Raw genomic sequence first — 24342 nt, forward strand, 5'->3', positions numbered from 1 at the left:
TTTTGAAGCTGAAGGGATTTTTTAATTCTAATATTCGTGTGGAAGTGCTACGTCAACCAATTCGTTCCAAGGTAAACCGTGAACGTTCAACATTGCCATGAATGGATCTGGATTCATTTCTTCGCAGTTCCAAACACCTGGCTTGAACCATTCGCCTGTAATCATCATCATAGCGCCAAGCATAGCAGGTACACCAGTCGTGTAACTTACGCCTTGTGCTTGAACTTCACTCCAGCAGTCTTGGTGCTTACAGTTGTTCCAAACATAGTAAGTTCTGTCTTTACCATCTTTGATACCTTTGATTTGGCAACCAATAGAAGTTTCTCCTGTATAGTTTTCTCCTAAAGTTCCTGGCTCTGGCAATACCGCTTTCAAGAACTCCAAAGGTACAATATCAATACCTTTAAATTTGATTGGCTCGATTGAAGTCATACCTACATTTTGAAGTACGTTCAAGTGAGTCAAATATTGCTGACCGAAAGTCATCCAGAAACGAGCACGTTTAATCGTTGGGAAGTTTTTCACCAAAGATTCTAACTCTTCGTGATACAACACATACGATTCTTTCGGACCGATACCAGGATAATCAATAGCTTTGTGGATTGACATTGGAGGAATTTCTACCCACTCTCCATTTTCCCAATAACGACCGTTCTGAGTAATCTCACGGATGTTAATTTCAGGGTTGAAGTTGGTAGCAAAAGCCTTACCGTGGTCACCAGCATTACAGTCGATGATATCCAAGTAATGCATTTCGTCGAAATGATGCTTGTTGGCATAAGCCGTGTACACTTGTGTTACACCTGGGTCGAAACCACAACCCAACAAAGCCATCAAACCAGCTTGTTCGAAACGCTCCTTATAAGCCCATTGCCAAGAGTATTCAAACTTAGCTACGTCTTTTGGCTCATAGTTAGCAGTATCCATATAGTGTACGCCTGTCTCAAGACAAGCATCCATAATGGTCAAATCTTGGTACGGCAATGCCACGTTGATAACCATCCAAGGTTTCACTTCGTTGATAAGTGCAACCAATTCTGGTACGTTGTCAGCGTCAACTTGTGCAGTTTGCACAGGTGTTGGCAAACCTATTTTAGCACATTCTTCTGCGATGGCATCGCATTTACTCTTGGTACGGCTCGCCAATACGACCTCCGAAAACACGTCGGGATTCATGGCACATTTTTTCGCTACCACATTTCCTACACCACCAGCACCAATGATTAAAACTTTCTTGCCCATTCCTTAATGTAAATGTAAATGATTGAGTTATGAATGAAAATATTGGCGCAAAATTACATAATTTCAAGATAGCTTTCGCATTAAGACCTTGTTAAATTTGTTTTTGGAAAAAGTGGTTCCGATTTAAGACATTTTGCACTAGTCTTTCTAAAAACATATTTGATTCCTTATTGAGAGATTGTTTGAAGAGCGCTTTTTTTACCAGTAAATCCCTTACTTTTGGGTCTTTTTAGCATAAAAGACATATATCCCCTTCACGATGAATCCTACTAATGCTGTTTTTATAACTGCTTTATCCATTATTGGTCTTGGCTTTTTCCTCAAATATAAAGGCATTATTACTGAGAAAGAAGGTAAAATTATCACCAAACTTTTGGTACATACCACCTTTCCAGCTTTGGTTTTTGTTACTATTATGCGTGTCAAAATCGAAGCAGATTTGTTATTGCTTCCAATTTTTTGCATCAGTTTCAGTGCTATTTCCATGACGATTGCAGGTTTGCTTTTCAAAAGTCAAACTAAGCGATTGCGTGGTTTATTGACCATGGCAAGCGGTGGTTTTAACTTAGGACTATTTGCATTTCCACTTATTGAAGGCATTTGGGGACCCGAAGGAATGGTATTCGCAGCTTTATTTGATATGGGTAACTCTATTGTGGTGTTTTGTATGGTATATGGGACTGGAGTTATTTTTGCGGAAACTAACGAAGCTCAAGCCGTCAGAAAAAGAGAGAAACTCAAAAAGGCATTTCTCAAAATCTTTACGCTCCTACCCTTTCAGGCTATGTTGTTAGGCTTATTTGTTAACTTAACCAAACTTGAATTACCAGAGGTCTTGGTTAACATTATTGATATTTTGGCGAAAGGAAATAAGGTGTTGGTATTGCTAATTATGGGTATTTATTTGAGCATTGAGCTTAAACCAGAAATCTTCAAAAAAATCGCTAGTGTATTGGTTATCCGTTATGCTGTTGGTTTAACCATGGGTTTTTTATTGTATTACAAGCTTCCTTTCGAGCCTCTGTATCGCAGTATCGTCTTAATCTGTATGATTCTACCTGTAGGGATGACTTTGCTCCCATTTGCTGATGAGTTAGGATATGACTCCAAAATTGCTGGGCTTTTAGTCAATATTTCGATGATTATTAGTTTTGCGTTGATGTGGGGCTTGGTACTCGGAATGGGACTTCGGTAAGTGCTGAGTTGGGAGTTTTGAGTGAGGAGTTTTTTTCGTAAAAGAGTTGTTCAAGACTAAAAGAATAGAGCAAAATACGCTTGAGTACACGAGAATTACCCTGTTTTTCTTTGCAAAAGCGCCGTAGGTGCGACAGAATTCAAGATAGTTATCTTTCTGTCGCACCTACGGCGCTCTTTTAATAGGTCAGCAAATAGATTCATGATTACCAAACTGTCACTCCTACGGAGCTTTTGTACGATTACCCAATCTAGGGCCTATTTTTTTAAACAGTTTGAAACTGAATTTAAGACAGATTCAAAATACTTTGATAGCTTTTATGTGTTTTATCCAGTAATAAAATACTTATATCTCTCATGAAATTATCTACTTGAAAAACAGACGATTAACTGTTTTATTGCTATTTTCAACCTGAAATATTACTATTAGAGTTTGTTTTTGGATTTTTCTAAAACTATTAAGTATAAACCACTAGATAACTCTAATTTTGCGACCTCAAAATACTTTTGTCGAAGGACAAATCTTACATTATGAATAGTCAGCAAAGAATCGCAGGGTTTGGATTAGCCATTTTTGCCGCCATTACATGGGGCGTTTCAGGAACATTTGGTCAGTTTTTATTTAGTCAACGAGGTATCAATCCTGGTTGGCTAGTAACGCTACGTTTGTTAGTAGCGGGTAGTATTTTATTGATGATTGCCCTTTTTCGTGGTTTAGATTTATGGAAAATTTGGAGTAATAAAAGAGATACGCTATTGCTTCTGGCATTTAGTGTGTTAGGAATGGTGGCAGTACAATACACTTATTTTGAAGCAATTCATAAGTCAAACGCTGCAACAGCTACCGTTTTGCAATATATGGGACCTGTTTTTATTGCAATATATATGGCTTTTAAACAGAGAAGGTTACCCAATTTTATCGAATTTGTAGCTATTATTTTAGCTCTTTCTGGCACATTTTTATTGGTTACCCATGGCAAGTTTGGAAGTTTGGCTATCTCTACTGAAGGTCTTTTGTGGGGCATTGCCTCCGCAGTTGCTTTGGCGATTTATAGCTTATTACCAGTTGGTTTGATGAATCGCTACGAAGTGACTACCGTTATTGGTTGGGCGATGTTTGTGGGGGGTATCATTTTCAGTTGTGTATTTGCTCCCTGGAAAGTATCAGGTACTTGGGATTCGCAGTCTTTTGCTTACACGGGTTTTATCCTATTGTTGGGTAGCTTGGCAGCATTTTATGCCTTTTTGAAAGCAGTAACCATTGTTGGAGCTCAAACCAGTAGTTTGCTTGCCTGCGCAGAACCACTATCGTCTACAGCCATGGCTATTTTCTGGTTGAATACCCCTTTTGGAAAAATTGACATGATAGGAAGCTTCATGATTATGCTCACGATAGGTGTATTGGCACTTTTTGGTAGAAAAAACTAAAATAGACTTAGCTATGATTTAGTGAGTTGTGATTGAGTGGTTGAGTGATTGAGTTATTTTTAAAATAATCACTAAATCACTCAACCACCATTCACTAAATTTAAGATGTCTACCAATTATTGTCCTGATTCTTATCCGATTTTACGGGTGCCAACGGCGGCGTTGGTGGCGGTGGTAAACTTGGTGCTGAAGCAGCGCTTGGAGCTTTTGGTGGCTTCGGTGGTTTTGGTGCTGAAGACGCACTTGGTGCCTTAGGCGCTTTGGGAGGTTTAGGAGGCTTTGGCAAGCGATACCCCGAACCATAATGTCTATTTTTTGACCAATATTTACCTTCTGGGTCTATTTCCTCAATTGCCTTAGCGTGCACTTCCATCTCTTTACCAATCTCTTCAATAGGCTTTGAAAGCTTATCCATTTCTTTTCCAAGACTATCCATTGGAGCGGTATTTATTTCCATTTTCTTAGATACTGACTCCATTTCCTTAGAAGCCTTTTCCATCCTTTTCTCAATTTCTACACGCTGTTTTTCAATAGTATTCAACTCTTTCTGAACTTTTTTATATTCATCAGATTTTTTGTCGAGGTTAGCAACTGTCATCTCCAACTGTACTTGTTTCCCTACTAATGTACCCAATTCTCCCCCTAATTTTCCAATTTGCTCAGAAAACTGTTGCAATGGTTTTTGGTCGATTTGCATTTTTGCCCCTAATGTACCCATTTGTCCAGCTAAGTCTTGAATTTGCTTTAGATAAGGATCCATTTTCTTTTGTAACTTTTCAATTTCTTGCTCGTGCTGCGCCACTTTCAAGCTATCTGGGTCGTTAGCTTCATCATGAGTGGCTAGGAGTTGTGACAATTTGCTCTCTTCTGGTTCTGGATTTGGAATATTCGTATCTTTTTGTTCTTCAGAAGTACTGATTAGCGTACTTTCTGCCAAAATCTCCTTAGAAGTTTGTGTCAGCGTTTTTACCGATTTGTTAAAAAGCTTTGATGCTTGCGCTTTTACCTGCGTAAAGTTGAGACAGCAGAAAGCCAACGCTAATACTACTACCGAACTAATAATACCCACAGGGTTATTAGTTTCTTGCTGAGGCATACCCAAAATACGCTGGATTCTGCCTAATAATTGAGGTTTATTGCCTGAAAAAGCCATAGTCAATGATGTTTTTGATTGTTGTCTAAAGGTTTCTACAAACGTTAGCGCTTTTGCCAAATACAGTTTACTTTGGCAAATCTCCAACGCCCAATCATCACAGCAGTTTTCACGGTCTTGACGAACAGTTTCGCCAATTACCCAAACCAAAGGATGATAGAAAAAGAGAATTTCAATCATTGACTGGATAATGTTAATCAAATAGTCATGGCGCTTGATATGAGCCAATTCATGTGCAAAAATCGCTTTAATTTCTCCCTGACTCAAACCTGTTAAAAGACCAATCGGTACAAGTACCATAGGTTGCCAATAGCCAATTGTGAGCGGTGATTCCACCAGTTGAGACTCACGAATTTCTACAGTTCGAGAAATATCAAATTGATTAAGAAGCTGTTTAAAGAGGTTTTCTGTTTCGGTATCTACCAAGTTTGTATGTTGCCAGCGCAACTTTTGCACATAAAAATACCCACCAAGCAACCTTAAGGTCATTATTGCCATGCCCAAAATCCATAACATTACCAGCCAATCTAAATGTAAATTGAGCCATGTAGCCATTTGTTCCCAAACGGAAGTCAATACCACTGGCGATTGAGTAGTAGGTTCAGAGGTTGATACATTTGTTAGCGATTGAGGATTTCCTACCCCGAAATTGAATACTTTGACAGATATATCTTTTGGAAAAGTCTTCCAAAAAGTAAAACCCGAAATCAAGAATTGTGAAAACAATACACCGATTCCCGACCAATAACGTACAGAGGTATTTTGTCGATAAAGTGAACCGATGAATTTATACAAAAAGAATAATAGGCTTAGTTGCCATAGCGAATGCACCAAGGTCCATGCCAAAGCATAGATGGTTTGTGGTGACAAAGGAGCTTCGAAATATTGCATGGCTAATTATTTTGTTCTAGTTGAGCAATGAGTTTCTTGATTTCGTCGAGTTCTTCTGCCGAAGTTTGGTGATTTCCCAAAGCCTGCATCACGAGCTTCATAGCCGAACCTTTGAATGCTGTATCAACAAATATATCAAGCAGTTGTTGTTGCGTTTCGTCTTCGCTTACTGCTGATTGATACAGGTGATAGCGTCCTTCATCGGTACGTGTGACTAGCTTTTTCTCAAACATAATTTGCATCAGTTTGAGTGTGGTGGTATATCCTATCTCTCGCTTTTTATTGAGCTCGTCATTTACTTGTCTTACAGTCACTTGGCCTAGCGCCCATAATACTTGTAAAATTTCTAATTCTGATTCTGTGGGCTTTATCATGATAAAAAAGTTTACTACGAAATATTTCGTAACAAAGATACTACGAAAAGATTCGTAATTGCAAATTTTATCTACGAAATATTTCGTAGATAAAATTAAAATACTGAAATTCAAGTACTTATATAAACATAAGATAACAATCGGCTTTGAGTATTCAGTAAAAATAAGGCTATGATTATCTAAAAGACTATTTGTCTAATGCTTATCGCCTAATCCCTTATAAATTAAACGATTACTTAGTTCTAGTTACAGTTTAAAACTGTAATAAAAAAAAGTCCAAGACTAAGTCTTGGACTAGTAAGTTTTATAATTTCATAAAAATACCTTTATCTCCATAACTTACCGTAAAATAAGTCTGTAGTTTTTTTAAAACTATTTGCCTAGTGCCTGTTACTCTTACACCAACTGTTTGGCAGTCACATACAATTGACCAAAATGACGAGTCGTATGTTCGGCAGCATGGAAAATCAAACCAATCACATTGGTAGGAATTTGCTTGCGACCAATTCCTCTAGTGAGTAGCAAATCTGTTTCTGAAAGTTGTTTGAGGTAGGAAAGGTATTTTGCTACTTGTAAATCAAATCGAGTCAATAAAGTCACTACCGTCTGATTTTCTTGAGGAGCTACTTTTTCAAGACTTAATAAGTCAAATTGCTCGGGCGACAGGGTATTTCCTTCGGCATAAGTTTGAAGTCTATCTAACACACCCGAAAGATGTTGTAAATGAAAACCAACCGAAGCTACACCATGAGGCTTTTCCCACAGTAAATCGTCAGAAAAGTCTTTCAACAAATCATGTAATTCTTCCTGAACTTGCAAAACAGCATGAGCTGCGGGTTGTAATAAAGCGGGGATACCTTCGATAGGTCCACGCATCCAAACTTCTAAGGGAGCCGACATTTTAGGATTGGGATTTTGTGGTAATTTGAAGATTTGAAAAACTATTTTTTCAGTTTAAAAACTGTATAAAAAAATAAGTCCAAGACTAAGTCTTGAACTAGTGGTGAAGTTGTTAGTTAATAGTACACTTCCGCAATCTAACATCCGAAATCCCAAATCAGAAGGGTCTTCTAGCTGTGGCATAGCATCCCATCCAATAGGTAGAAATGAGGTTATCTTCACGAACGCCTTTCGAAGATGAAGCATGAATGAAATAAATTTCTTTGGGACCTCGAATTTCGGTAATCATCCCTGAATGATTAACTTCTGCAACATTGCCTTTATCTGTAACAAAAAATACCAAATCCCCAGGACGCAATTGATCCAAATCTTTCACTTCTTTTCCATAGCCTGACTGTTGCACAGCCCTTCTCGGAATGTTGACGCCCATTTCTTTAAAAGTAGCAAACAACAAACCTGAACAATCCATACCTTTAGAATCAATACCTCCTGTACGATACGGAACCCCGAGATACTGACGAGACACATCAATCAACTTTCTTACTTCTCTCGACGAGATTACCATTGGTCTACTTGGACTTGTAGGTCGCTTCGTAGTTGTAGTAGTTTCGGAAGATTCTTTTCTGCGAAAAAGCGCACAAGAATCTAGCACAAACGGTAATAAACCTAGAAAAAGAAGCTTGATATAAATTGATGTGGTAGTCGTTTTCATGAGATTGGTAAGGATTTAATCTGGGTAATTTTTTCTAAAAGCAAGTTACAAAATTCCCCATTTTCACCAAGTGTAATTTCATCACAAGTATATGGTATTTTATCATTCGGTAAGACAGGTTGAGTTTCTAACGAAAAGCCTCTGACAAATCTTATATTTGATGGACTTGTACTTTATCAGTATAACTCTTCAATGATTGACTCGCCTTTGGAACAATCCCCCGAAGTCCATTCCCAAACTTCGTATAATCGTATCCGTCCATCGGGTAAAATTTCTGGTGTGGAAATACATTTCCCTGTCATTAATTCGCCTAAAGCATTGACTTGATGGTAACGCATATCGATTTTCCCTGATTCGTCGACTAACCCAATCAAATGTCCTTTAGTAATTTTACCTCCAGCATATTCAGAGGTCAATATATTTCCTTCTTGTTGGTAATAAAAGATTGTTTCCGCGGAGGTCTCTCCATTTTCAGTATTACTGATAGGGGCAAATTTCTTGTTGTTGTAGTTTATCATTACATATCTTTTTGTTGAACAGCAAAATTAAACATGATTTCTTATTTTATTCAATAAGATCAATAGGTTTGATATTCAAGACTTGGATAATTTGGGATACTTCTTTGATTGTTGGACTTCGTTCGCCTTTTTCAATTCTTGAAATTGTGGATTGTGGAATGCCTGTCAGGTGCGAAATATAGCTTTGCTTGAAGCCAAGTGCTAGGCGAGTTTGACGGAGTTTTTTTAGGTTGAACATGGTGTTTCAAATTTAAAATATCAATAAAGCATTAGAGATAGAGTAGATTTATGAATCTGTGAGAAATACTTATAATATCGTCTAAGTATTTTTAGTGTAAAGTTCTTTCATAGGAATAATCCTTTATTTAGATATTTATACGAAAGACAAAGAAAAGTCATAATTGACCAAATTTATATATTATTGTATAAATTCCTATCTTTTTAGTTAGAAAATTTTATGCGGTATTGCATAAAATTTTCTAACTAAAAAGATAGGATGTATTCAAAAGTCCTAGATATATTTACAACAAGTAAGCCCCGCCAATGAGATTCGACTTCAGGCAGGGCTTGTGAGTCTTAATATTTACATTTTAACTCTCCACAAAATTATGATTTTTTTTAAAAGTAACAAATTATTCCTTGGTGGAATAGGATTGATGCTAACGCTATCACTAGCTAGCTGCTCAGATTCAACGCTTGAGCAATTACAAAGTAATGAAACCAATGTCACTAAAACTAGTGAAGTTATTTATGATCCTCTCATGGAAGATTTTGCTAAGGCATTAGCAGCTAACATGGCTGATAAACAAGTGAGAAGTTTTGTCAAATCAGAAGCATTAAAAAAGTTTGATGGAGATTTCGATATCATCTATCAAAATGCGTCCGAATCCATAATTCATGGTCAAACATTTCAAAAACTTATTTCTGAAAAAACATCTTCTAATTCTGCTTCAAAATCAATAGGTGACCTACAATCATCTCTATTAGCCAAGTATCCTTTACTAAATATATCAGTCCCTAGAAATATTAGTAAGTGGGATACTGATACTTTTGAACCACTTGTTGCAATAGACCCTTTAGTTGCAGATGAGAGTACTTTAAAGTTAATTAAAGCTTATGATAAAAATGGTAAAATTCACTGGCTCGATGCACAAAAGGCTCCTGATTTTCCAGTAGTGGTTGTAGGCTTGAACGAAAGAACCATACTTGAGGGTGGGAAAGTTGTTCTAAAAAGTTCATCAGGAAAGAATATCAAGAGTTTTAGTGATGAATTTGATCCAGGCACAGAAGGGACAGGTTGTAGTGGTTGTCCAACTTATACTTTTTCTGCGACTCCAGTAGACAATAAATGGTTCTTTTTGACTGGCATGTCATCTCCAGATATATCTTACTATGAATCTTGGGTTAAAGGAGCTCCAGAAATCACAATGATTGCATACGCACCAACAAGTGCAAATAATTTTACATCTCTTGTAGATATTCGCACACTCAATGAAATGCAAGATGGGTCGAGAGAAGATATTACAGATAATAACTGGTGGACTACTCCACATTCAATTGTGCAGTGGAACTCCTCATATTATGGAAAAAACATCATGATTTACATGTACGAAGTAGACTCTGCAATTCCAAATATAACTCTTAGTATATCTGGCGCTTTTAAAGTTAAGCTATTTGGGACAGAGGTAAGCCAAACTCTTGGAGCCACAGTTACACTTAGTGATTCAGATGATCAAATTGGTAAAATTATGGTTGAACAAAGTCTAAACCCTCCTTTTGGCACCTATTATGATATTGGAGCGTACTTTAATGTAAAATTTGCTAGTCAGTTATAAAACTCATCAAATAGAGACTTTCTCATGATAGTTACTATTTTAGAGAAAGTCTCATTACTAAATTCATAATCCATGAAAAAACTCTCCTATTTCTGCATTTGCACTTTAGTCTGTAGCTTATTGTCCTGCAAAGACGCCAATCAAGAACTACTCAACGATATTTCTGGTACATGGAAAGTCGATGAAATTACCTATTTCTCCTACCCATATACGGTACCAGATTCTATAGTAAAATATCCATCTGGCGTTTTGCAATTTGATAATTGTCAACTTTCAGGAAGCATTAGAGAATGCTCTGGGTTTTACAAACTAGTGAATAGTGAAGTGGTAAGTATCGTTTACAACGCCAATGCAGCTAGAAGCCAAACTTTTATCAGTATTATGTCAAGTATTCCTAAATTCATCAACTTACTAGGGGCTTACAACATTACTCGCTCCGGAAACAAAATGATACTTGAAGGTCCTGAAGTAAGTGTACCAGACTACAAAGGTCCAAAAAGAAAAATTCAATTGAGTAAATAATCCTTATGAAAAAAATCTACCTTCTGTTACTATTTACATTTTGCTCCTGCACTTTGTTCGCACAAAAAGTTACCATCAGTGGTTTTGTTCGTGAAAAAGGAAGTCAAGAGATATTGCCTTATGTTTCGGTGAGAGTCCCTGCCCTCAATATAGGAACATCTGCCAATGCTTACGGCTTTTTTTCCTTGACAATTCCCGCAAAGGAACAACTTGACTTGGAAGTTTCTCAGGTAGGATACCAAGTCAAAACAATCCGTGTCAGTGCACAGAAAAGCCAACAAATTACGGTTGAGCTAAGTGTCAAAAATGTGGTTTTGGAGGAGGTCAAAGTCAATAGCTCTCAACAAGAAAAATTAAGTGAGCAAACCCAAATGAGTCTTATTTCTTTACCAGTAACACAGGTAAAGGCTGTACCTGCCTTTCTGGGAGAAAAAGACGTTTTGAAAACCCTACAATTGTTTCCAGGGATACAAAAGGGACGTGAAGGCTCTACAGGCTTATATGTACGTGGTGGCGGACCCGACCAAAATTTATTGATTCTGGACGATGCAACGGTATATAATGCCAACCATTTGTTTGGTTTTTTCTCAGTATTTAACGGCGATGCTCTCAAAAGCATTGAGATGACCAAAGGCGGTTTTCCAGCACGATACGGCGGGCGCCTTTCGTCGGTTATCGATATGCAAATGAAAGAAGGTAATAAAGAAAAGCTTACTGGCGAATTTGGCGTTGGCTTACTGTCAAGCCGTTTGACATTAGAAGGTCCTCTCAAAAAAGAAAAAGCCTCATTTTTGATTGCTGCACGACGCACCTACGCCGATGCACTGTTACGACCAATCAGCGGTGGCGATTTTCCTAATATGTATTTCTATGACCTGAATATGAAGGTCAACTATGACCTTGGGCTTAGAGATAAAATCTACTTGAGTGGTTATTTGGGAAGGGATTCCTTTAGTTCGAAAGACCAAAACTATAACCTCGCAGTCAAAAATGAAAATGGTTTTAACTGGGGCAATACCACCACAACCTTGCGTTGGAATCACCTTTTCAATGAAAAGCTGTTTAGTAATACCTCACTCATTTTTACCAATTTCGACTTCAAGGTTTTTAATACTGAAGAATCCAACAAAGGGCTTTTTTCTTATCAATACGAATCAGGTATTCGAGATTTTTCTTTGAAAACTGATTTTGATTATTTACCTAATTATCAACACAATATCAAAGCTGGCTTTTTAGTAACTGCACATCGTTTTTCACCCAAAGCTCTTGTTCTCAAAGACTCTAGAGTAGATACTTCTTCGGTACAAAGTACAATTATCAATGCCTTAGAATCAGCAGTATATGTGGAGGATTTATGGCGCATCAATGAAAAATTCAGTATCAATGTTGGTTTGAGGCTTAGTCATTTTTCAGTAAACCAGAAAAACTACTTGAATCTTGAACCAAGACTTTCGGCAGCATACAAGCTACCAAATGATGCTGCGATCAAGGCCTCTTTTGCACGTATGAATCAGTATATTCATTTGTTGTCCAACTCAGGTCTTGGATTACCTACCGACTTGTGGGTTTCGGCTACAGACCGAGTTCCTCCGCAAACATCACAGCAAGTTGCTTTGGGATATGTAAAAGACTTTTCCGAAAAGAATTTTTCCTTGAGTATTGAAGGCTATTATAAGAAAATGGACAACATCATAGGCTACAAACAAGGGGCTAGCTTTTTGCTATTAGACGTTGGACCTGACCCTCAAAAAATCAATGCTGTGGATTGGCAAGAAAATGTAACCTCAGGACAAGGAAAAGCATACGGACTAGAATTGATGTTACAACGCAAAACAGGGCGACTCACAGGTTGGATTGCCTATACTTTGTCAAAAGTGACACACCAATTTGCAGAACTCAATGATGGAAAAGAGTTTTTGCCCCGCTACGACCGTCGTCATGACATTTCGATTGTGGGAATTTATCAACTAAAACCGATGGTAACTTTCTCAGCGACTTGGGTATATGGCACAGGAAACCATTTGAGTGTACCTATTGCTGAAGGAAACTTTAATGGTTTAGACCACACTGGCATAACTTCTCAAATTTCTCTATATGATAGTCAAAATTCATTTCAGGCAGCAGCTTATCATCGACTAGATTTAGCGATGAAGTTTAGTAAAAAGAAAAAGCACGGAGAAAGAGCTTGGGAAATTGGGGTATATAATGCCTACAATCGTGTGAACCCTTTCTATTATCAAATCAATCAAGTTTATGATGCCTCCACACGACAAATGAGAGATAGTAAATTATACAGAAAAGGGCTATTCCCTATTGTTCCATCAATTACCTACAGCTTTAAGTTTTAAGAAAAGCAGACAAACTTAAACAGCTATTTTATGAAAAAACATTCTATATATCTCTTATTGATACTCTTATTGTGTTGGGGTTGTAATGGAGACTTTCTAACGGTGGAAGAAACGGGGGTAATTCCGAGTAGCGATGCACCCATTGTAACCGCCTTTTTGAGTCCACAAGACACCGTCCATACGGTAACGCTATATCACACCCGACCAGCCGCTGGAAATAATCCTTATGCGACTTGGGAACAGAACGTAGCAAAATCGACAGTTACACTTAGCAATGGTACCCAGACAGTAAAACTTATTCCAGACTCATTTTTAACAGGAGTGTTTAAAATAAGTGCCAAAAACTTCAAAGTAGAATCAGGTAAGACTTATTATCTAAGCGTAAACACGTTTGATGGCAAAAAAGCAGAAGCGAATTGCACCATACCTTCGAGTGTTGTTGATACGACCAGTATTTCATATCAATTGGTTTCGGGAAGTACCTCGAATATGAATACGAGCTATCTTATATCGTGGAAAGATATTCCCAATCAAGTCAATTATTATGCAGTTTATACAATTTCTGAGTTGCAGGATTTGACGAAAAAAACGGCAGAAATAAGTAACGAGCGATACCAGCACACCATCGATGATGTAGAAAGAGATGGTCAATTTTTAGGAACGCCCCAATCCTTTTTGCTCTCTAAACCTAACTATGTTGCCAAAGACCGTCTGTATATTTGGCAGATACAGGTCTTAAACACCGATATACATTTCTATAAATTCCACAAGGACTACGAGATAGCCAAACAAGCCGACGAAAATCCATTTTCAGAACCTGTAATGCTATACTCCAACATCAAAGGAGGCTTCGGCGTAATGGCTGGATATACCAAGGCGGTTACGTATTTTAGGTAGAGGGGTGGGAAGAAGGCACAAAGTAGCAGAGGCACAAAGGCACAAAGCGGTTGTTAGAATGAGAAAGGGAACAGGTATATAGTAATTTTGGGAGTGGTAGTAAAATTGGTTTTTAGTGTTAGTGTTCTAATTACATTCATTAAGGCATACCTTGTTCACCTGTATCTTTATCTGATCCTTCGTGCCCATTCCCTATGTCACTTAAAAAACCACTCTATGCCTTTATGCCTGTTCTCTATGCCACGTTAAAAATCACTCTATGCCTTTGTGCCCGTTCCCTCTGTCACTTTAAAAATCACTCTATGCCTTTATGCCCATTCCCTATGTCACTAAAAAACCACTCTATGCCTTTATGCCCATTCCCTCTGCCACTTTAAAAACCACTCTGTGCCTTTGTGCCCGTTCCCTCTGTCACTTAAAAACTACTTTGCTCTGGCCATCCTCACTGCTAATGCCACCAAAATACTTGCCATAAACCATTTTTGTATTTTTACCCAAAAAGGATTTTGGGCAAAAAATCTTGCCATTTGAGATGCCGTCAGTACCAAGGAGAAGTTCACTGAAAAACTTACCAGCATTTGAGTTATTCCCAATTGTAAGCTTTGCAAAAGAGGATTTCCATACGCTGGCTTTATAAACTGTGGGAAAAAGGATAGATAAAACATCGCAACTTTTGGATTCAAGACATTGGTGAGTAAACCCATCATAAATAGCTTTCTGGGAGAATCATTTGACAAATCATTTCGTGCTTCAAATACAAATTTACCCTTGGGGTTAATGGCTTGAAACGCTAAGTAAAGCAAATATCCCACACCTAAATATTTGATAAGCTCATACAAAAATGGTACCTCTGCCAAAATAGCGGTTAATCCAAAAGATACCATAATGATATGAAATAAAAACCCAACCATTACCCCTGCTAGCGAAAGTAACCCTGCCATTCGTCCTTGCGTAATCGAGCGAGAAATGAGATAAATCATATTGGGTCCTGGACTAATGACCAGCACAAAAGCTGCCAAGGCAAATAAGAATAATTCTTGAAATGTTAGCATATATCTATCATTTATTTAGTGAATGTTGAGTTGTGTGCTTATAAGCAGGAAGACGTTATTGGTTAATAGTATATAGGTAAATTGAAGGTACTCATAATCAAATTGCAAAAATGGCGCAGAGAATATTTCCTGCGCCACTAAAAAAAAACTCTATGACTTTGTGCCCGTTCCCTCTGCCACCTAAAAAAACACTCTGTGCCTTTGTGCCCGTTTCCTGTACCTCTCCTAAACGGCTTTCATGCTTAAGGCAATACGTTTACGAGCAATATCTACCTCCACGACTCTCACTTGCACTTGTTGCTGTAATTTCACCACTTGATTTGGATCTGAAACATATTGGTTGGCTAGTTGAGAAATATGAACTAAACCATCTTGTTTTACCCCCACATCTACAAAACAACCAAATGCAGTAATGTTAGTTACGATTCCTGGCAAAACCATTCCTTCATATAAATCTTCAATCGTTTTTACATTCGCATCAAACTCGAAGGCGGTTAGTTGTTCACGAGGGTCACGCGAAGGTTTTTCCAGCTCTTTCAAAATATCTTGAAGCGTTAATAAACCTGTACTTTCACCGATATATTGTTGCAAATTGAGTTTTTTACGAAGTTCGGCACTTGTCATCAAATCTTTTACCGTACATTTCAAATCCTTTGCCATACGTTCTACTACTTGATAACTCTCTGGGTGAACAGCAGAATTATCAAGAGGGTTATCAGACTGAGGAATTCTCAAGAAACCTGCACATTGCTCAAAGGCTTTGTCTCCCAAGCGAGGTACTTTTTTGATTTGCGCTCTTGATTTAAAATCTCCATTTTCCTTACGGAATTTAACAATATTAGCCGCCAAACTTGGTCCCAAACCAGCTACGTAGCTCAACAAATGTTTCGAAGCTGTGTTGATATTTACCCCAACTGTATTTACACAACTTTCTACGACCGAATCCAAGGAATTTTTTAATAATGGTTGATCTACATCATGTTGATATTGCCCCACACCAATCGATTTTGGGTCAATTTTTACTAATTCTGCTAAAGGGTCGAGTAAGCGACGACCGATAGAAATAGCACCACGGACCGTCACATCTTTATCTGGGAACTCTTCACGAGCTACTTCTGACGCTGAATAAATAGAGGCGCCTTGCTCCGAAACCATAAAGATTTGTGGTTGCGTCGAGAAAGTTAGTTTTTTGACAAAAGCCTCTGTCTCACGACCAGCAGTACCATTTCCGATAGCAATAGCTTCGATTTTGTGTTTTTCAACCAAAGACAAAACTGTATGTTGCGCTTCCATCGTTTTGTCGAATGGATAAATCACAGTATCTGCAACCAAGTTGCCTTGGGCATCTAGAGCAACTACCTTACAGCCCGTGCGGTATCCAGGGTCAATTGCCAAGGTACGTTTTTGTCCGAGTGGCGAGGCTAGTAACAACTGACGAAGGTTTTGCGCAAAAATTCTTATGGCTTCACCATCTGCTTTTTCTTTAGACAAATTCGAAAACTCATTTTCGATAGATGGTTTCATCAATCGTTTGTACGAGTCTGTAATAGCGTCTTCTACCTGCTTTTTAGGCTCAGACATTCCACGCAAGAATATACGGTCTAGTGCGCCTAAGGCATTATCCTCATCTGGCGAAATAGAAACCGATAGAATACCCTCCTCCTCGCCACGACGAATAGCTAACAAACGGTGAGAAGGCACTTTTTTGAGTGGTTCGCTAAAATCGTAATAGTCTTTGTATTTGACACCCTCCTCTTCTTTTCCTTTTTTTACTTTTGAAGAAATATAAGCTTCACGTTCAAACACCTTACGCACTGCATTACGAGCATCCACATTTTCGTTGATCCACTCGGCCATAATATCACGTGCACCTTGCAATGCCTCGTCGACAGAAGCCACTTTATCGTTGAGATAATTTCCAGCTTTTTGAAGAAAATTATTATCCTTTTGCTCGAAAATTAGTTTTGCTAATGGCTCAAGTCCTTTCTCTATGGCAATACTAGCACGAGTTTTACGCTTTTGCTTGTAGGGCAAATACAAATCTTCCAATTCTTGAAGCTGATAAGCATTATTGAGCTTATTCAATAGCTCAGGAGTCATTTTTCCTTGCTCCTCAATGGCTTTAATGATAGTATCACGGCGCTTGTCGGCTTCTTTTAATTTATTCCAAAGGTCTTTAATATCCAGAATTTGCACTTCATCCAAGCTTCCAGTTGCTTCTTTTCGATAACGAGCTATAAACGGTACCGTTCCACCTTCCTCCAATAACTTAATCGTATTTTGTACTTGGTTGGCTCTTACGCCAATCGCATTGGTAATGATGCCAATTTGAGTTGTATTCATGATTTTTAGGTTTTGACTAACCACAAAGCTAAGAATTCTTTTGGATTTACGCCAAGCTTCTCTTTTTAGGGTTCTATTATGGTAAAGTTACTTTGCAAAAATAATCACAAGAGTTAAGATAACGGCAAACGACCACTTACTCATTTTGCCATAATTGAAGCGTATTTTTCGGCATTGAATTAAAAAAATCTTTCCTAAAAATGTGTAACTTGAGTTTAAAACAGATTATTTCACGAACCCACTTATCAATTCAGACGTCTTTTAATAGTTCCTCATGACAGCCTACAAAATCTTCAAAGTATCGACTTGGTGGTCGACGACCACATTAATTCGTCGTACCGAAAATACCCTTAGTGTAATAGAAGAACAAGGGCATGAAATTGTCACGGTTTCTTTTGGGGTAGATATATTCATGCGACCAACCGCTTTCATTACCATTCGAATCAAAACATAACTAAAAAGGGCGATTACTCGCCCTTTTTTATTGTTCTGTCATTAGTTTTATTTGAAACTAATCTCATTGTTTTCTACAAATCATTTATCTACATTTGCCCAAAACTCAAAAAATCACTATTTATTCTTTTGAAAAGACTAGTTTCAATATTTTTAGTTTTATTACTTCTATACAATATGGTTGGTTTTAGCTTTCTGTATTGTTGGGAAGAATATGGAATAGCGAACTCACAAGAGATAAATATCGAAGAGTCAGGCGATTACTATTGGATAAAACAACCTTTGCAACTACCCTATCAAAATAATTGGGCTGAAAGTCGCCCCATTGAAGGAAAAGTCAAACATGGAGAAAATCATTATAATCTCGTAGAACAGCGCTATCAAAACGATACTTTATATACCCTTTGCCAACTAGACAACAATGCTCGTTTTCGTTTCATGGAACTGGCGGAACATATCACTGACCATGTCAAAGAGCATTCATCACAAGCGCCATCTGGAAAAAGCAGTTATTTGTTAAAGAATTTATTGAAAGAATATACCTCTATTCAGCGATATACGATTTTGTATATTTTGGAATGGATAAAACCTTCTAATCGCCTTTTTCATAATTATCAATTATCAGAAGGCTATATCAATAACACTTCTCCTCCACCTGCTATAGTTTGTTAATTTTCACGTAACCTTTAAGACTTGATATCTTTCTATCAAGCCAAGCAATCGTATCCTTGATGTTGATGATTAACCCAGCTTGTGAAATACAAGCCTAAAAAACTATAGCCATGAATTTATCTAATACAAATACACAAAATACAACCGTACAATGGTTCAATAGAATTGCTTTGTTTGTAGTTTTCTTTTGGTTTGGCGCTTTAAAGGTGTTGGGAGTATCTCCTGCCGAACAAATCGTTAGTCAGCTACATGCTTTGACGTTAGCAAAGTTTATTCCCACTAATATATTCTTACCATTTCTGGGCTATTTAGAATGCTTCATTGGAATTATTTGGTTAATACCACGACTCACCAAATTGGCATTTTTCTTGTTTTGTTGTCAAATGGCAACTACGTTTTTACCCTTATTTCTTATGCCTAACGAAACTTGGCAATCGCTATTTGCCTTGAGTTTACCAGGACAATATATCATCAAAAATGTGGTTTTGATAGCCTCCGCTTATACGATTTATCAAGCTGAGGGAGTGCAAGATATAAAATTAGAGCACTTGTCTGTAGACTAACATCCAAAAACAAAGCTCTCATATTCTGCACTTTAGAACATGAGAGCTTTGAAAAATGCGTCAATTTAGATCATCTAATTTTTTGAAGGGCCGCCACCTCCACCATTTCCTCCATCATTGGACTGTATGGCTTGTTTTACATTGGTGTTTCCAAAATTATAGGTAAGAGAAATTCTGAATCTACGGTTGTCCCAGCGGTAAGTTCCTACGCCTGTTAGTGTCGTAGTTTCCACGTTATTTCTGAAGCTATTAAAGTTGAATGGGTCTTGTACCAAGAACTTCACAGTAGCTTTTTTGTCCCAAAGCATTTTTTTCAAACCAAAATCAAGACCACCTTGTGGTTTTGAGGTTTGAAAACCCCAAGTTTCGCCTGAGTTATACCAGCCCGAGATTTCTCCTGAAAGAGTTTTGTTTAAGGTAAAAGTATGCTGCATATAAGCCCCATGATATAGCTGACTAATATCTACCACAGTACTTTCTCTTTTGTAATTATAGACATTGATACCACCCCAAATGTTCAAATTTACACTCCACCATTTTGTTGGGTTAAATGGTACTGATGCATCAACACTCCACCAACCAATTTTTCCATTGACATTTTCCATCGATTCACGAATGACACGGCGCCCAGGAATCAAGACTGAGTCAACATCAAAAACCTCTGTTGAAAACTGATTAACAGACACATAGTTTAAAGAAAAACTATATTTGTCTTTAATCGTATTGGTCAAACTGATCGTGTTATTAAGCGATGGCAAAATGGTTGGGTTACCTGCCACATAGCTTTGTGGTGAGAAAAATCTCTTGAAAGTGTTAAATACATCGTCGTTAGGTCGGTTGATACGACGGCTATATCCCAACGAAATTGCATAGTCTTTCGAAACCTTTTGGTTCAAAGTCAGTGTCGGGAAAAGGTTTAAATAATCCTGCTGAGTCAATTTATTCCCTTCTCTGTTCAAACCTTGGTTATTGGTTTGTTCGGCTCTCAAACCTGCCTGAATGCTCAAACTTTTGGTCAACTCGCTGTTTATCATCACATAACCCGCCGAAATTAACTCGTTGAACTTGAAGAATGAACTTACCAAAGCTCCATTGTCACGGAAGTTATCACTAAAGTCGTTGGTTTTCTTCGAATAACTAGCCTTAATTCCTGTTTCTATTTTAGTTTTTGCAGTAAGCTTTTTGATAAAATCTGCCTTCAAAACAAAGGTATTACCATTGGCTGGAAAAAGTATCTGGTTATTCGCTACAGAAGGGCTTGCATCGTTTTGCGTGGTAGTTGTTACAAATTTATCATCCCAACTTTTCGAGTTCAAAATCACATCAAAATCTACAGTCAATTCAGTGCCTGACGTATCTATTTTTTGCTTCAGGTGGGTATTAAATGTGTAATTATCGAAAGTAGCTTCACGGTTTCTTTCTGTCAATAAACTTTGACGAATCGTTTCGGTTACGGATTGTTGGTTGTACGAACGCTCCATAGGGCTAAAAGTATTAGACCATTGTCCAGAGAAACCTACGGTAGTCTTTTTCGAAAGATCATAATCAAAGCCAATTTTAGCACTCCAGTTTTCAAAATTTCCTTTTGCCAAACCTGTAATTACTCGCTTTTCTAATACAGAGCCCGTTTCTGACAAAAAGTTTTGAACTTGGTCTTCTGAATTATACCAAGCAGCATATTGACGGTTGATATTCCCGAAAACGACATATTTTTCACGACGTGAGTTTATCGTGAGTCCCTGTCCATTTTTGGGCAAACCACCTACGCCCTTGTAGTGGCTATATCCTGCGTTGAGGTCTAAAGTATAATTTGTACCAAAATTTTTGCCTTTTTTAGTCTTGATATTGATAATACCACTCGAACCAGAAGCATCAAAACGAGCAGATGGGTTGGCGATAATTTCAATTTTTTCAATATCTTCACTTTTCAGTGTTTTCAAGAAATTAGCAAGTTGTTCATCCGTAAGGTAGGTTTTACGGTCGTCAATCATGATGAGAACGCCATCTTTTCCTTTCAATTTGATAGTTTCAGTGTTTCGATCTACGGTAACACCAGGCACTTTTTCCATCAGCTCCAAACCATTGAGCCCTGCTGCCGTTGGACTAGCCTCCACATTCATAATCATTTTGTCACCATCACGCTCAATCAGTTGCTTACGAGCGGTTACTTGTACCTCGCCCAAAGTTTGTGTTTCTGCTTTGAGTTGGATCGTTCCAACATCCATCGTTTTGCCTGACTCTAGGTTGATTATTTGAAAGGATTTCTGAAAACCTACCGCCGAAACCTGTAATAGATAGGCTTGAGGTTTTAATCCTGTAAATTCAAATTTTCCATCTACATCGGCAGCTTCACCTTTCACTAAGCTCGAATCCTTTGTGTTTAATACCAATACATTGGCAAACGAAGCTGCTTGTTGTTTGTCGTCTACAATTTTACCTTTAATCTGTCCTAAGCTAGAATAGGTTATAAAGAGGCTTAGAATTAAGTTGATGAGGTTTTTCATTATTTAGAGAAGTTTAATTTCTCCAACAGATGCTCAAACTCATACTGATGTTGCATCAGGTTTAGCAAAATTTTACGCCATCCTCAAAAATATCAAACAACCCTTTAAAAATCAAAGCATTATTTTTTAGGTTTAAAGGATAAAAAAATGACCCTAATGAACAAATACTTATCTTTTTTATTTTTGTTTGCTCCTAAAAACTAAAGAATCACCTTTGTTTTATTGCCTCCCAAATTGAGTCTAAATTTTAGCGCTACTGTGTAAAACGACTGTTTCTCGAAGCCTTCAGTTGGGTTTTCGCCAATGGTATAATCAAATCCAATTTGGCTCATTTTTTTACCATCCGCAGAGGTAAAAAATGTATAATTGAGACTAGTATTTAAAAACTGCTGCGTACTATTTTTCACATCAGAAACCGTTTGGTAATAATTGTAGCGATATTGCCAGTCGAGAGATAAGTCCAGCTTTCCTTTTAGGCTATTGTTGGAAGGATAAAACGTAATATCTGTCGAGATACGTCCGAATGCACGATAAATATTACCTGCCGAAAGGTGAGTTTCGGAGTAAGTACGATTTTCATTTTCGATACCAATATAGGGCGTGTACACAAAACTCAGTCTACTTCCAAGGCTCACAGGATGGTTGGGAATCCAAAAATATTTAGGATTCATATCCTTAAAAGCAAAAACAGGAGTCAAATAAAAGTTGCTTTGAAAAGAAGCATTTTGCTTGATTTTATCTTCCATAAACTTGAAAGATTGCACCAAAACGGGAGACCATTTTTTATGTTCTAAACTATTCATTCTCCATTCGGTTGCGACACCACCAATCCAGACACTTTGAGGCTTATCAATCAAGGTATTTCGATGCAACTCCATGTACGGGATTACCGACAATGTCCCTTGAGGATGATGATAAGCACTATAACCAATGGCCATGTCTAGTAGCCAAGATGCAGATTTTTCTTGTGGTTTGGTAAATGTGATAACAGCGGGTTTTGCCCAATCTTCTTTCGTTTGAAAGGATTTTCGAATCGTAAAGCGGTCTACAACCTTGTTTTGAGCTTGAGTAGAAAAGTGAGCAGAAATACTACTTAAAACGATAATAATTAAACGTAAATTTAGTTTGTTCATGTGCAACGCAATTTTGGGATATTCTGGGCAATTGCGTGATTTATTAAAATTTCCTTAAAAATGAATTTGTAAAATAAAATGAAAAATGAGTGGTTGATAAATCGCTAAAAATTCTCCATGTTTCACAACTCTATCTTTATAAGATACAATTACCCGATACTTCAATACCTTCTTTTCTTGAAAATACGGTTGCTAAGTGGGTTTGGCAAACACGGGGGTATTTCTTCCTACCCCGCTTTATGAATTTTAAGCTCTCTTTAAGTGAAATTAAAAGAGAATCTATTTTGTCAACCGAGTTTTACCTTATTTCCAAAATCACATAAGAAAGGACTTTCACCACGAACTAGATGTAGTTGATAACAAAATATTGATAGACATCAAAGTAGTTAGTAGCTTCAAACAGATATTCAAAATAGAGGGATATTGGTTACAATAGGTTTTAAACATCATACAGGATGAAAAGATTTTTTACAATTCTGCTACTTATGACTGCCTTTTATGCGCAGGCGCAAACAGAAGTTGAGCTACAGGATACCACCAGCGCAAAATTTACAGCTCAAAGTACTCCACAGCTTAGAATAAGCCTTGGATTACCGTCTTCTTGTTTGGAGTTTATTTCTTTTCCTAGGTTACAATCATACTTAGAAGCTTACAATGCCAAACCGAATTTGTTTGTAGGATACATTCCATTACAAGTTAATTTGCTATACAATCGCTTTAAGTTTGATTTAGGTATCAATTATAGCACCACAAGCGGAGGTAAATCTTATGGCTCATTTGAGAGTAAATCAAGTGCAAATACCGCGACATTCACGATTGGATATGCTTTTTTGGCTGATCGCAATAATTACTTTTACCTTAATGGAGGAATAGGGTATGCTAGCTATAATCAGTACATTACAAGAGTAAAAACCTCAAGTAATAATGTAAACTACCCTTTGCCAAACACGCTTGGTCAAGGAGTTAATTTTGCACTGAATCAACCATTTATGGATTTTGGTATCGAGTTTTTTAATAGAACACCTCAAAAATCAGCAGGAGGTTCCTTTAAAGCTGGTTACAGGCTAGGATTTAATAGTGTCCCATGGGAACTAAAATATAGCCCATCTCAAGATGGATTACCAAGTGATAAAATCTCCAATTTTTATATACAAGTGATGTTACATTTTGGGCATAAAAAACTTTGACAAATGACTATGAGCTTCTATATAAATGTATTTTACGCGTTGGTATGGGCTAGTTTGAGATTCACTAGCGCAGATGCCCCCAAAGCTAAACTATTTATTTTGCGAGAAAGAGAATTTTGGGGCAGTAGCGTTTCAATCATCATTCAGAGTAAAAAAATTACAGAATTATCTCAAAATAGATATATCGAAATTGAGCTTCCTGCAGAATCTACAGTAATCGAAATTTCAAGAAATATTCAGGAAAAAATTGAGGTAAAAGCGGTTATTAACCTTGAAGCAAATAAAACCTATTATTTAAAAATATATCGAGAATTGGACTATTTCAAAGACCAGATCATGCTTGGGAGATTAGGTGCTCAATCAGCCCAACAGGAGCTCAAGCACATGAAGAAATATGATTTTTCTGCCATACCTTAAAATC

22 protein-coding genes are annotated in these 24342 nt (G+C 37.4%); 11 read left to right on the forward strand and 11 right to left on the reverse strand.

Translation table 11 applies throughout. The annotated features are described in order from the left end of the window. Positions 1-27: 27 nt before the first annotated feature. Positions 28-1242 (reverse strand): saccharopine dehydrogenase family protein, encoded by a 1215-nt coding sequence (locus QM481_RS00940; protein WP_166549457.1) that lies wholly within the window; start codon positions 1240-1242, stop codon positions 28-30. A gap of 259 nt (positions 1243-1501) precedes the next feature. Between QM481_RS00940 and QM481_RS00945 the strand changes: the two genes are divergently transcribed. Further along, on the forward strand, positions 1502-2437 hold the full coding sequence (locus QM481_RS00945) for an AEC family transporter (protein WP_283380287.1): 936 nt from the start codon (positions 1502-1504) through the stop codon (positions 2435-2437). Positions 2438-2967: 530 nt separating this feature from the next. Beyond that, on the forward strand, positions 2968-3864 hold the full coding sequence (locus QM481_RS00950) for a DMT family transporter (protein ID WP_283380288.1): 897 nt from the start codon (positions 2968-2970) through the stop codon (positions 3862-3864). 109 nt (positions 3865-3973) lie between these two features. Here QM481_RS00950 and QM481_RS00955 read toward each other — a convergent pair whose 3' ends face one another. From QM481_RS00955 to QM481_RS00980, 6 genes are all read right to left on the reverse strand, one after another. Continuing rightward, positions 3974-5908: a M56 family metallopeptidase gene (locus QM481_RS00955; protein ID WP_283380289.1), complete on the reverse strand. Its 1935-nt coding sequence runs from the start codon at positions 5906-5908 to the stop codon at positions 3974-3976. A 2-nt stretch (positions 5909-5910) separates the two neighbouring features. After that, positions 5911-6279, reverse strand: a complete 369-nt coding sequence (locus tag QM481_RS00960) for a BlaI/MecI/CopY family transcriptional regulator (RefSeq protein ID WP_283380547.1) — start codon at positions 6277-6279, stop codon at positions 5911-5913. A gap of 399 nt (positions 6280-6678) precedes the next feature. Then, positions 6679-7182, reverse strand: a complete 504-nt coding sequence (locus QM481_RS00965; RefSeq protein WP_283380290.1) for a DinB family protein — start codon at positions 7180-7182, stop codon at positions 6679-6681. A 157-nt stretch (positions 7183-7339) separates the two neighbouring features. Then, positions 7340-7894: a C40 family peptidase gene (locus QM481_RS00970; RefSeq protein WP_283380291.1), complete on the reverse strand. Its 555-nt coding sequence runs from the start codon at positions 7892-7894 to the stop codon at positions 7340-7342. Between the two features lie 176 nt (positions 7895-8070). After that, positions 8071-8412 (reverse strand): avidin-fold protein, encoded by a 342-nt coding sequence (locus QM481_RS00975; RefSeq protein WP_283380292.1) that lies wholly within the window; start codon positions 8410-8412, stop codon positions 8071-8073. A gap of 46 nt (positions 8413-8458) precedes the next feature. After that, positions 8459-8650 carry a helix-turn-helix domain-containing protein gene (locus QM481_RS00980; RefSeq protein WP_283380293.1) on the reverse strand — a complete coding sequence of 64 codons (192 nt, stop codon included), beginning with the start codon at positions 8648-8650 and terminating at the stop codon, positions 8459-8461. Positions 8651-9020: 370 nt separating this feature from the next. Here QM481_RS00980 and QM481_RS00985 point away from each other — a divergent pair, with 370 nt between their 5' ends. From QM481_RS00985 to QM481_RS01000, 4 genes are all read left to right on the forward strand, one after another. Beyond that, entirely contained in the window at positions 9021-10247 is a 1227-nt protein-coding gene (locus QM481_RS00985; protein WP_283380294.1) for a DUF3103 family protein, read from the forward strand. Positions 10248-10319: 72 nt separating this feature from the next. After that, the gene (locus tag QM481_RS00990) at positions 10320-10769 is read left to right on the forward strand and encodes a hypothetical protein (RefSeq protein ID WP_283380295.1); all 450 of its coding nucleotides are present in this window, start codon (positions 10320-10322) and stop codon (positions 10767-10769) included. Between the two features lie 5 nt (positions 10770-10774). Beyond that, entirely contained in the window at positions 10775-13117 is a 2343-nt protein-coding gene (locus tag QM481_RS00995) for a TonB-dependent receptor (RefSeq protein WP_283380296.1), read from the forward strand. Between the two features lie 30 nt (positions 13118-13147). Continuing rightward, positions 13148-14014 carry a DUF4249 family protein gene (locus QM481_RS01000; protein ID WP_283380297.1) on the forward strand — a complete coding sequence of 289 codons (867 nt, stop codon included), beginning with the start codon at positions 13148-13150 and terminating at the stop codon, positions 14012-14014. A 422-nt stretch (positions 14015-14436) separates the two neighbouring features. Here QM481_RS01000 and QM481_RS01005 read toward each other — a convergent pair whose 3' ends face one another. Beyond that, positions 14437-15066: a LysE family translocator gene (locus QM481_RS01005; RefSeq protein WP_283380298.1), complete on the reverse strand. Its 630-nt coding sequence runs from the start codon at positions 15064-15066 to the stop codon at positions 14437-14439. Positions 15067-15291: 225 nt separating this feature from the next. Further along, the gene (locus QM481_RS01010) at positions 15292-17409 is read right to left on the reverse strand and encodes a Tex family protein (RefSeq protein WP_166549467.1); all 2118 of its coding nucleotides are present in this window, start codon (positions 17407-17409) and stop codon (positions 15292-15294) included. A 274-nt stretch (positions 17410-17683) separates the two neighbouring features. Between QM481_RS01010 and QM481_RS01015 the strand changes: the two genes are divergently transcribed. The 3 genes from QM481_RS01015 to QM481_RS01025 all read left to right on the forward strand — a co-directional run bounded on the left by QM481_RS01015 (position 17684) and on the right by QM481_RS01025 (position 19097). Further along, positions 17684-17863 carry a hypothetical protein gene (locus QM481_RS01015; protein WP_166549468.1) on the forward strand — a complete coding sequence of 60 codons (180 nt, stop codon included), beginning with the start codon at positions 17684-17686 and terminating at the stop codon, positions 17861-17863. Between the two features lie 176 nt (positions 17864-18039). Further along, positions 18040-18534, forward strand: a complete 495-nt coding sequence (locus QM481_RS01020; RefSeq protein WP_283380299.1) for a hypothetical protein — start codon at positions 18040-18042, stop codon at positions 18532-18534. Positions 18535-18644: 110 nt separating this feature from the next. Beyond that, entirely contained in the window at positions 18645-19097 is a 453-nt protein-coding gene (locus QM481_RS01025; RefSeq protein ID WP_283380300.1) for a hypothetical protein, read from the forward strand. Between the two features lie 74 nt (positions 19098-19171). Here QM481_RS01025 and QM481_RS01030 read toward each other — a convergent pair whose 3' ends face one another. Both QM481_RS01030 and QM481_RS01035 read right to left on the reverse strand, forming a co-directional pair. Further along, complete coding sequence (locus QM481_RS01030; RefSeq protein WP_283380301.1) at positions 19172-21601, reverse strand: TonB-dependent receptor; 2430 nt, start codon at positions 21599-21601, stop codon at positions 19172-19174. A 200-nt stretch (positions 21602-21801) separates the two neighbouring features. Continuing rightward, positions 21802-22734: a hypothetical protein gene (locus tag QM481_RS01035; RefSeq protein ID WP_283380302.1), complete on the reverse strand. Its 933-nt coding sequence runs from the start codon at positions 22732-22734 to the stop codon at positions 21802-21804. Positions 22735-23189: 455 nt separating this feature from the next. Between QM481_RS01035 and QM481_RS01040 the strand changes: the two genes are divergently transcribed. Both QM481_RS01040 and QM481_RS01045 read left to right on the forward strand, forming a co-directional pair. Continuing rightward, a complete protein-coding gene (locus QM481_RS01040; protein ID WP_283380303.1) occupies positions 23190-23921 on the forward strand; it encodes an outer membrane protein in 732 nt (243 codons plus the stop codon). A gap of 9 nt (positions 23922-23930) precedes the next feature. Then, positions 23931-24338 carry a hypothetical protein gene (locus tag QM481_RS01045; protein ID WP_283380304.1) on the forward strand — a complete coding sequence of 136 codons (408 nt, stop codon included), beginning with the start codon at positions 23931-23933 and terminating at the stop codon, positions 24336-24338. Positions 24339-24342 lie beyond the last annotated feature (4 nt).

The organism is Flectobacillus rivi (assembly GCF_030056655.1).
Classification (GTDB): Bacteria; Bacteroidota; Bacteroidia; order Cytophagales; family Spirosomataceae; genus Flectobacillus; species Flectobacillus rivi.

Coding starts and splice junctions, on each gene's coding strand:
- QM481_RS01015 (WP_166549468.1), top strand. CDS start 17,684: ATGACAGCCTACAAAATCTTCAAAGTATCGACTTGGTGGTCGACGACC.
- QM481_RS00955 (WP_283380289.1), bottom strand. CDS start 5,908: ATGCAATATTTCGAAGCTCCTTTGTCACCACAAACCATCTATGCTTTG.
- QM481_RS00995 (WP_283380296.1), top strand. CDS start 10,775: ATGAAAAAAATCTACCTTCTGTTACTATTTACATTTTGCTCCTGCACT.
- QM481_RS01030 (WP_283380301.1), bottom strand. CDS start 21,601: ATGAAAAACCTCATCAACTTAATTCTAAGCCTCTTTATAACCTATTCT.
- QM481_RS00985 (WP_283380294.1), top strand. CDS start 9,021: ATGATTTTTTTTAAAAGTAACAAATTATTCCTTGGTGGAATAGGATTG.
- QM481_RS01040 (WP_283380303.1), top strand. CDS start 23,190: ATGAAAAGATTTTTTACAATTCTGCTACTTATGACTGCCTTTTATGCG.
- QM481_RS01005 (WP_283380298.1), bottom strand. CDS start 15,066: ATGCTAACATTTCAAGAATTATTCTTATTTGCCTTGGCAGCTTTTGTG.
- QM481_RS00940 (WP_166549457.1), bottom strand. CDS start 1,242: ATGGGCAAGAAAGTTTTAATCATTGGTGCTGGTGGTGTAGGAAATGTG.
- QM481_RS01000 (WP_283380297.1), top strand. CDS start 13,148: ATGAAAAAACATTCTATATATCTCTTATTGATACTCTTATTGTGTTGG.
- QM481_RS00965 (WP_283380290.1), bottom strand. CDS start 7,182: ATGTCGGCTCCCTTAGAAGTTTGGATGCGTGGACCTATCGAAGGTATC.
- QM481_RS01010 (WP_166549467.1), bottom strand. CDS start 17,409: ATGAATACAACTCAAATTGGCATCATTACCAATGCGATTGGCGTAAGA.
- QM481_RS01035 (WP_283380302.1), bottom strand. CDS start 22,734: ATGAACAAACTAAATTTACGTTTAATTATTATCGTTTTAAGTAGTATT.
- QM481_RS01045 (WP_283380304.1), top strand. CDS start 23,931: ATGAGCTTCTATATAAATGTATTTTACGCGTTGGTATGGGCTAGTTTG.
- QM481_RS00990 (WP_283380295.1), top strand. CDS start 10,320: ATGAAAAAACTCTCCTATTTCTGCATTTGCACTTTAGTCTGTAGCTTA.
- QM481_RS00975 (WP_283380292.1), bottom strand. CDS start 8,412: ATGATAAACTACAACAACAAGAAATTTGCCCCTATCAGTAATACTGAA.
- QM481_RS00980 (WP_283380293.1), bottom strand. CDS start 8,650: ATGTTCAACCTAAAAAAACTCCGTCAAACTCGCCTAGCACTTGGCTTC.
- QM481_RS00970 (WP_283380291.1), bottom strand. CDS start 7,894: ATGAAAACGACTACCACATCAATTTATATCAAGCTTCTTTTTCTAGGT.
- QM481_RS01020 (WP_283380299.1), top strand. CDS start 18,040: ATGGTTGGTTTTAGCTTTCTGTATTGTTGGGAAGAATATGGAATAGCG.
- QM481_RS00950 (WP_283380288.1), top strand. CDS start 2,968: ATGAATAGTCAGCAAAGAATCGCAGGGTTTGGATTAGCCATTTTTGCC.
- QM481_RS00945 (WP_283380287.1), top strand. CDS start 1,502: ATGAATCCTACTAATGCTGTTTTTATAACTGCTTTATCCATTATTGGT.
- QM481_RS01025 (WP_283380300.1), top strand. CDS start 18,645: ATGAATTTATCTAATACAAATACACAAAATACAACCGTACAATGGTTC.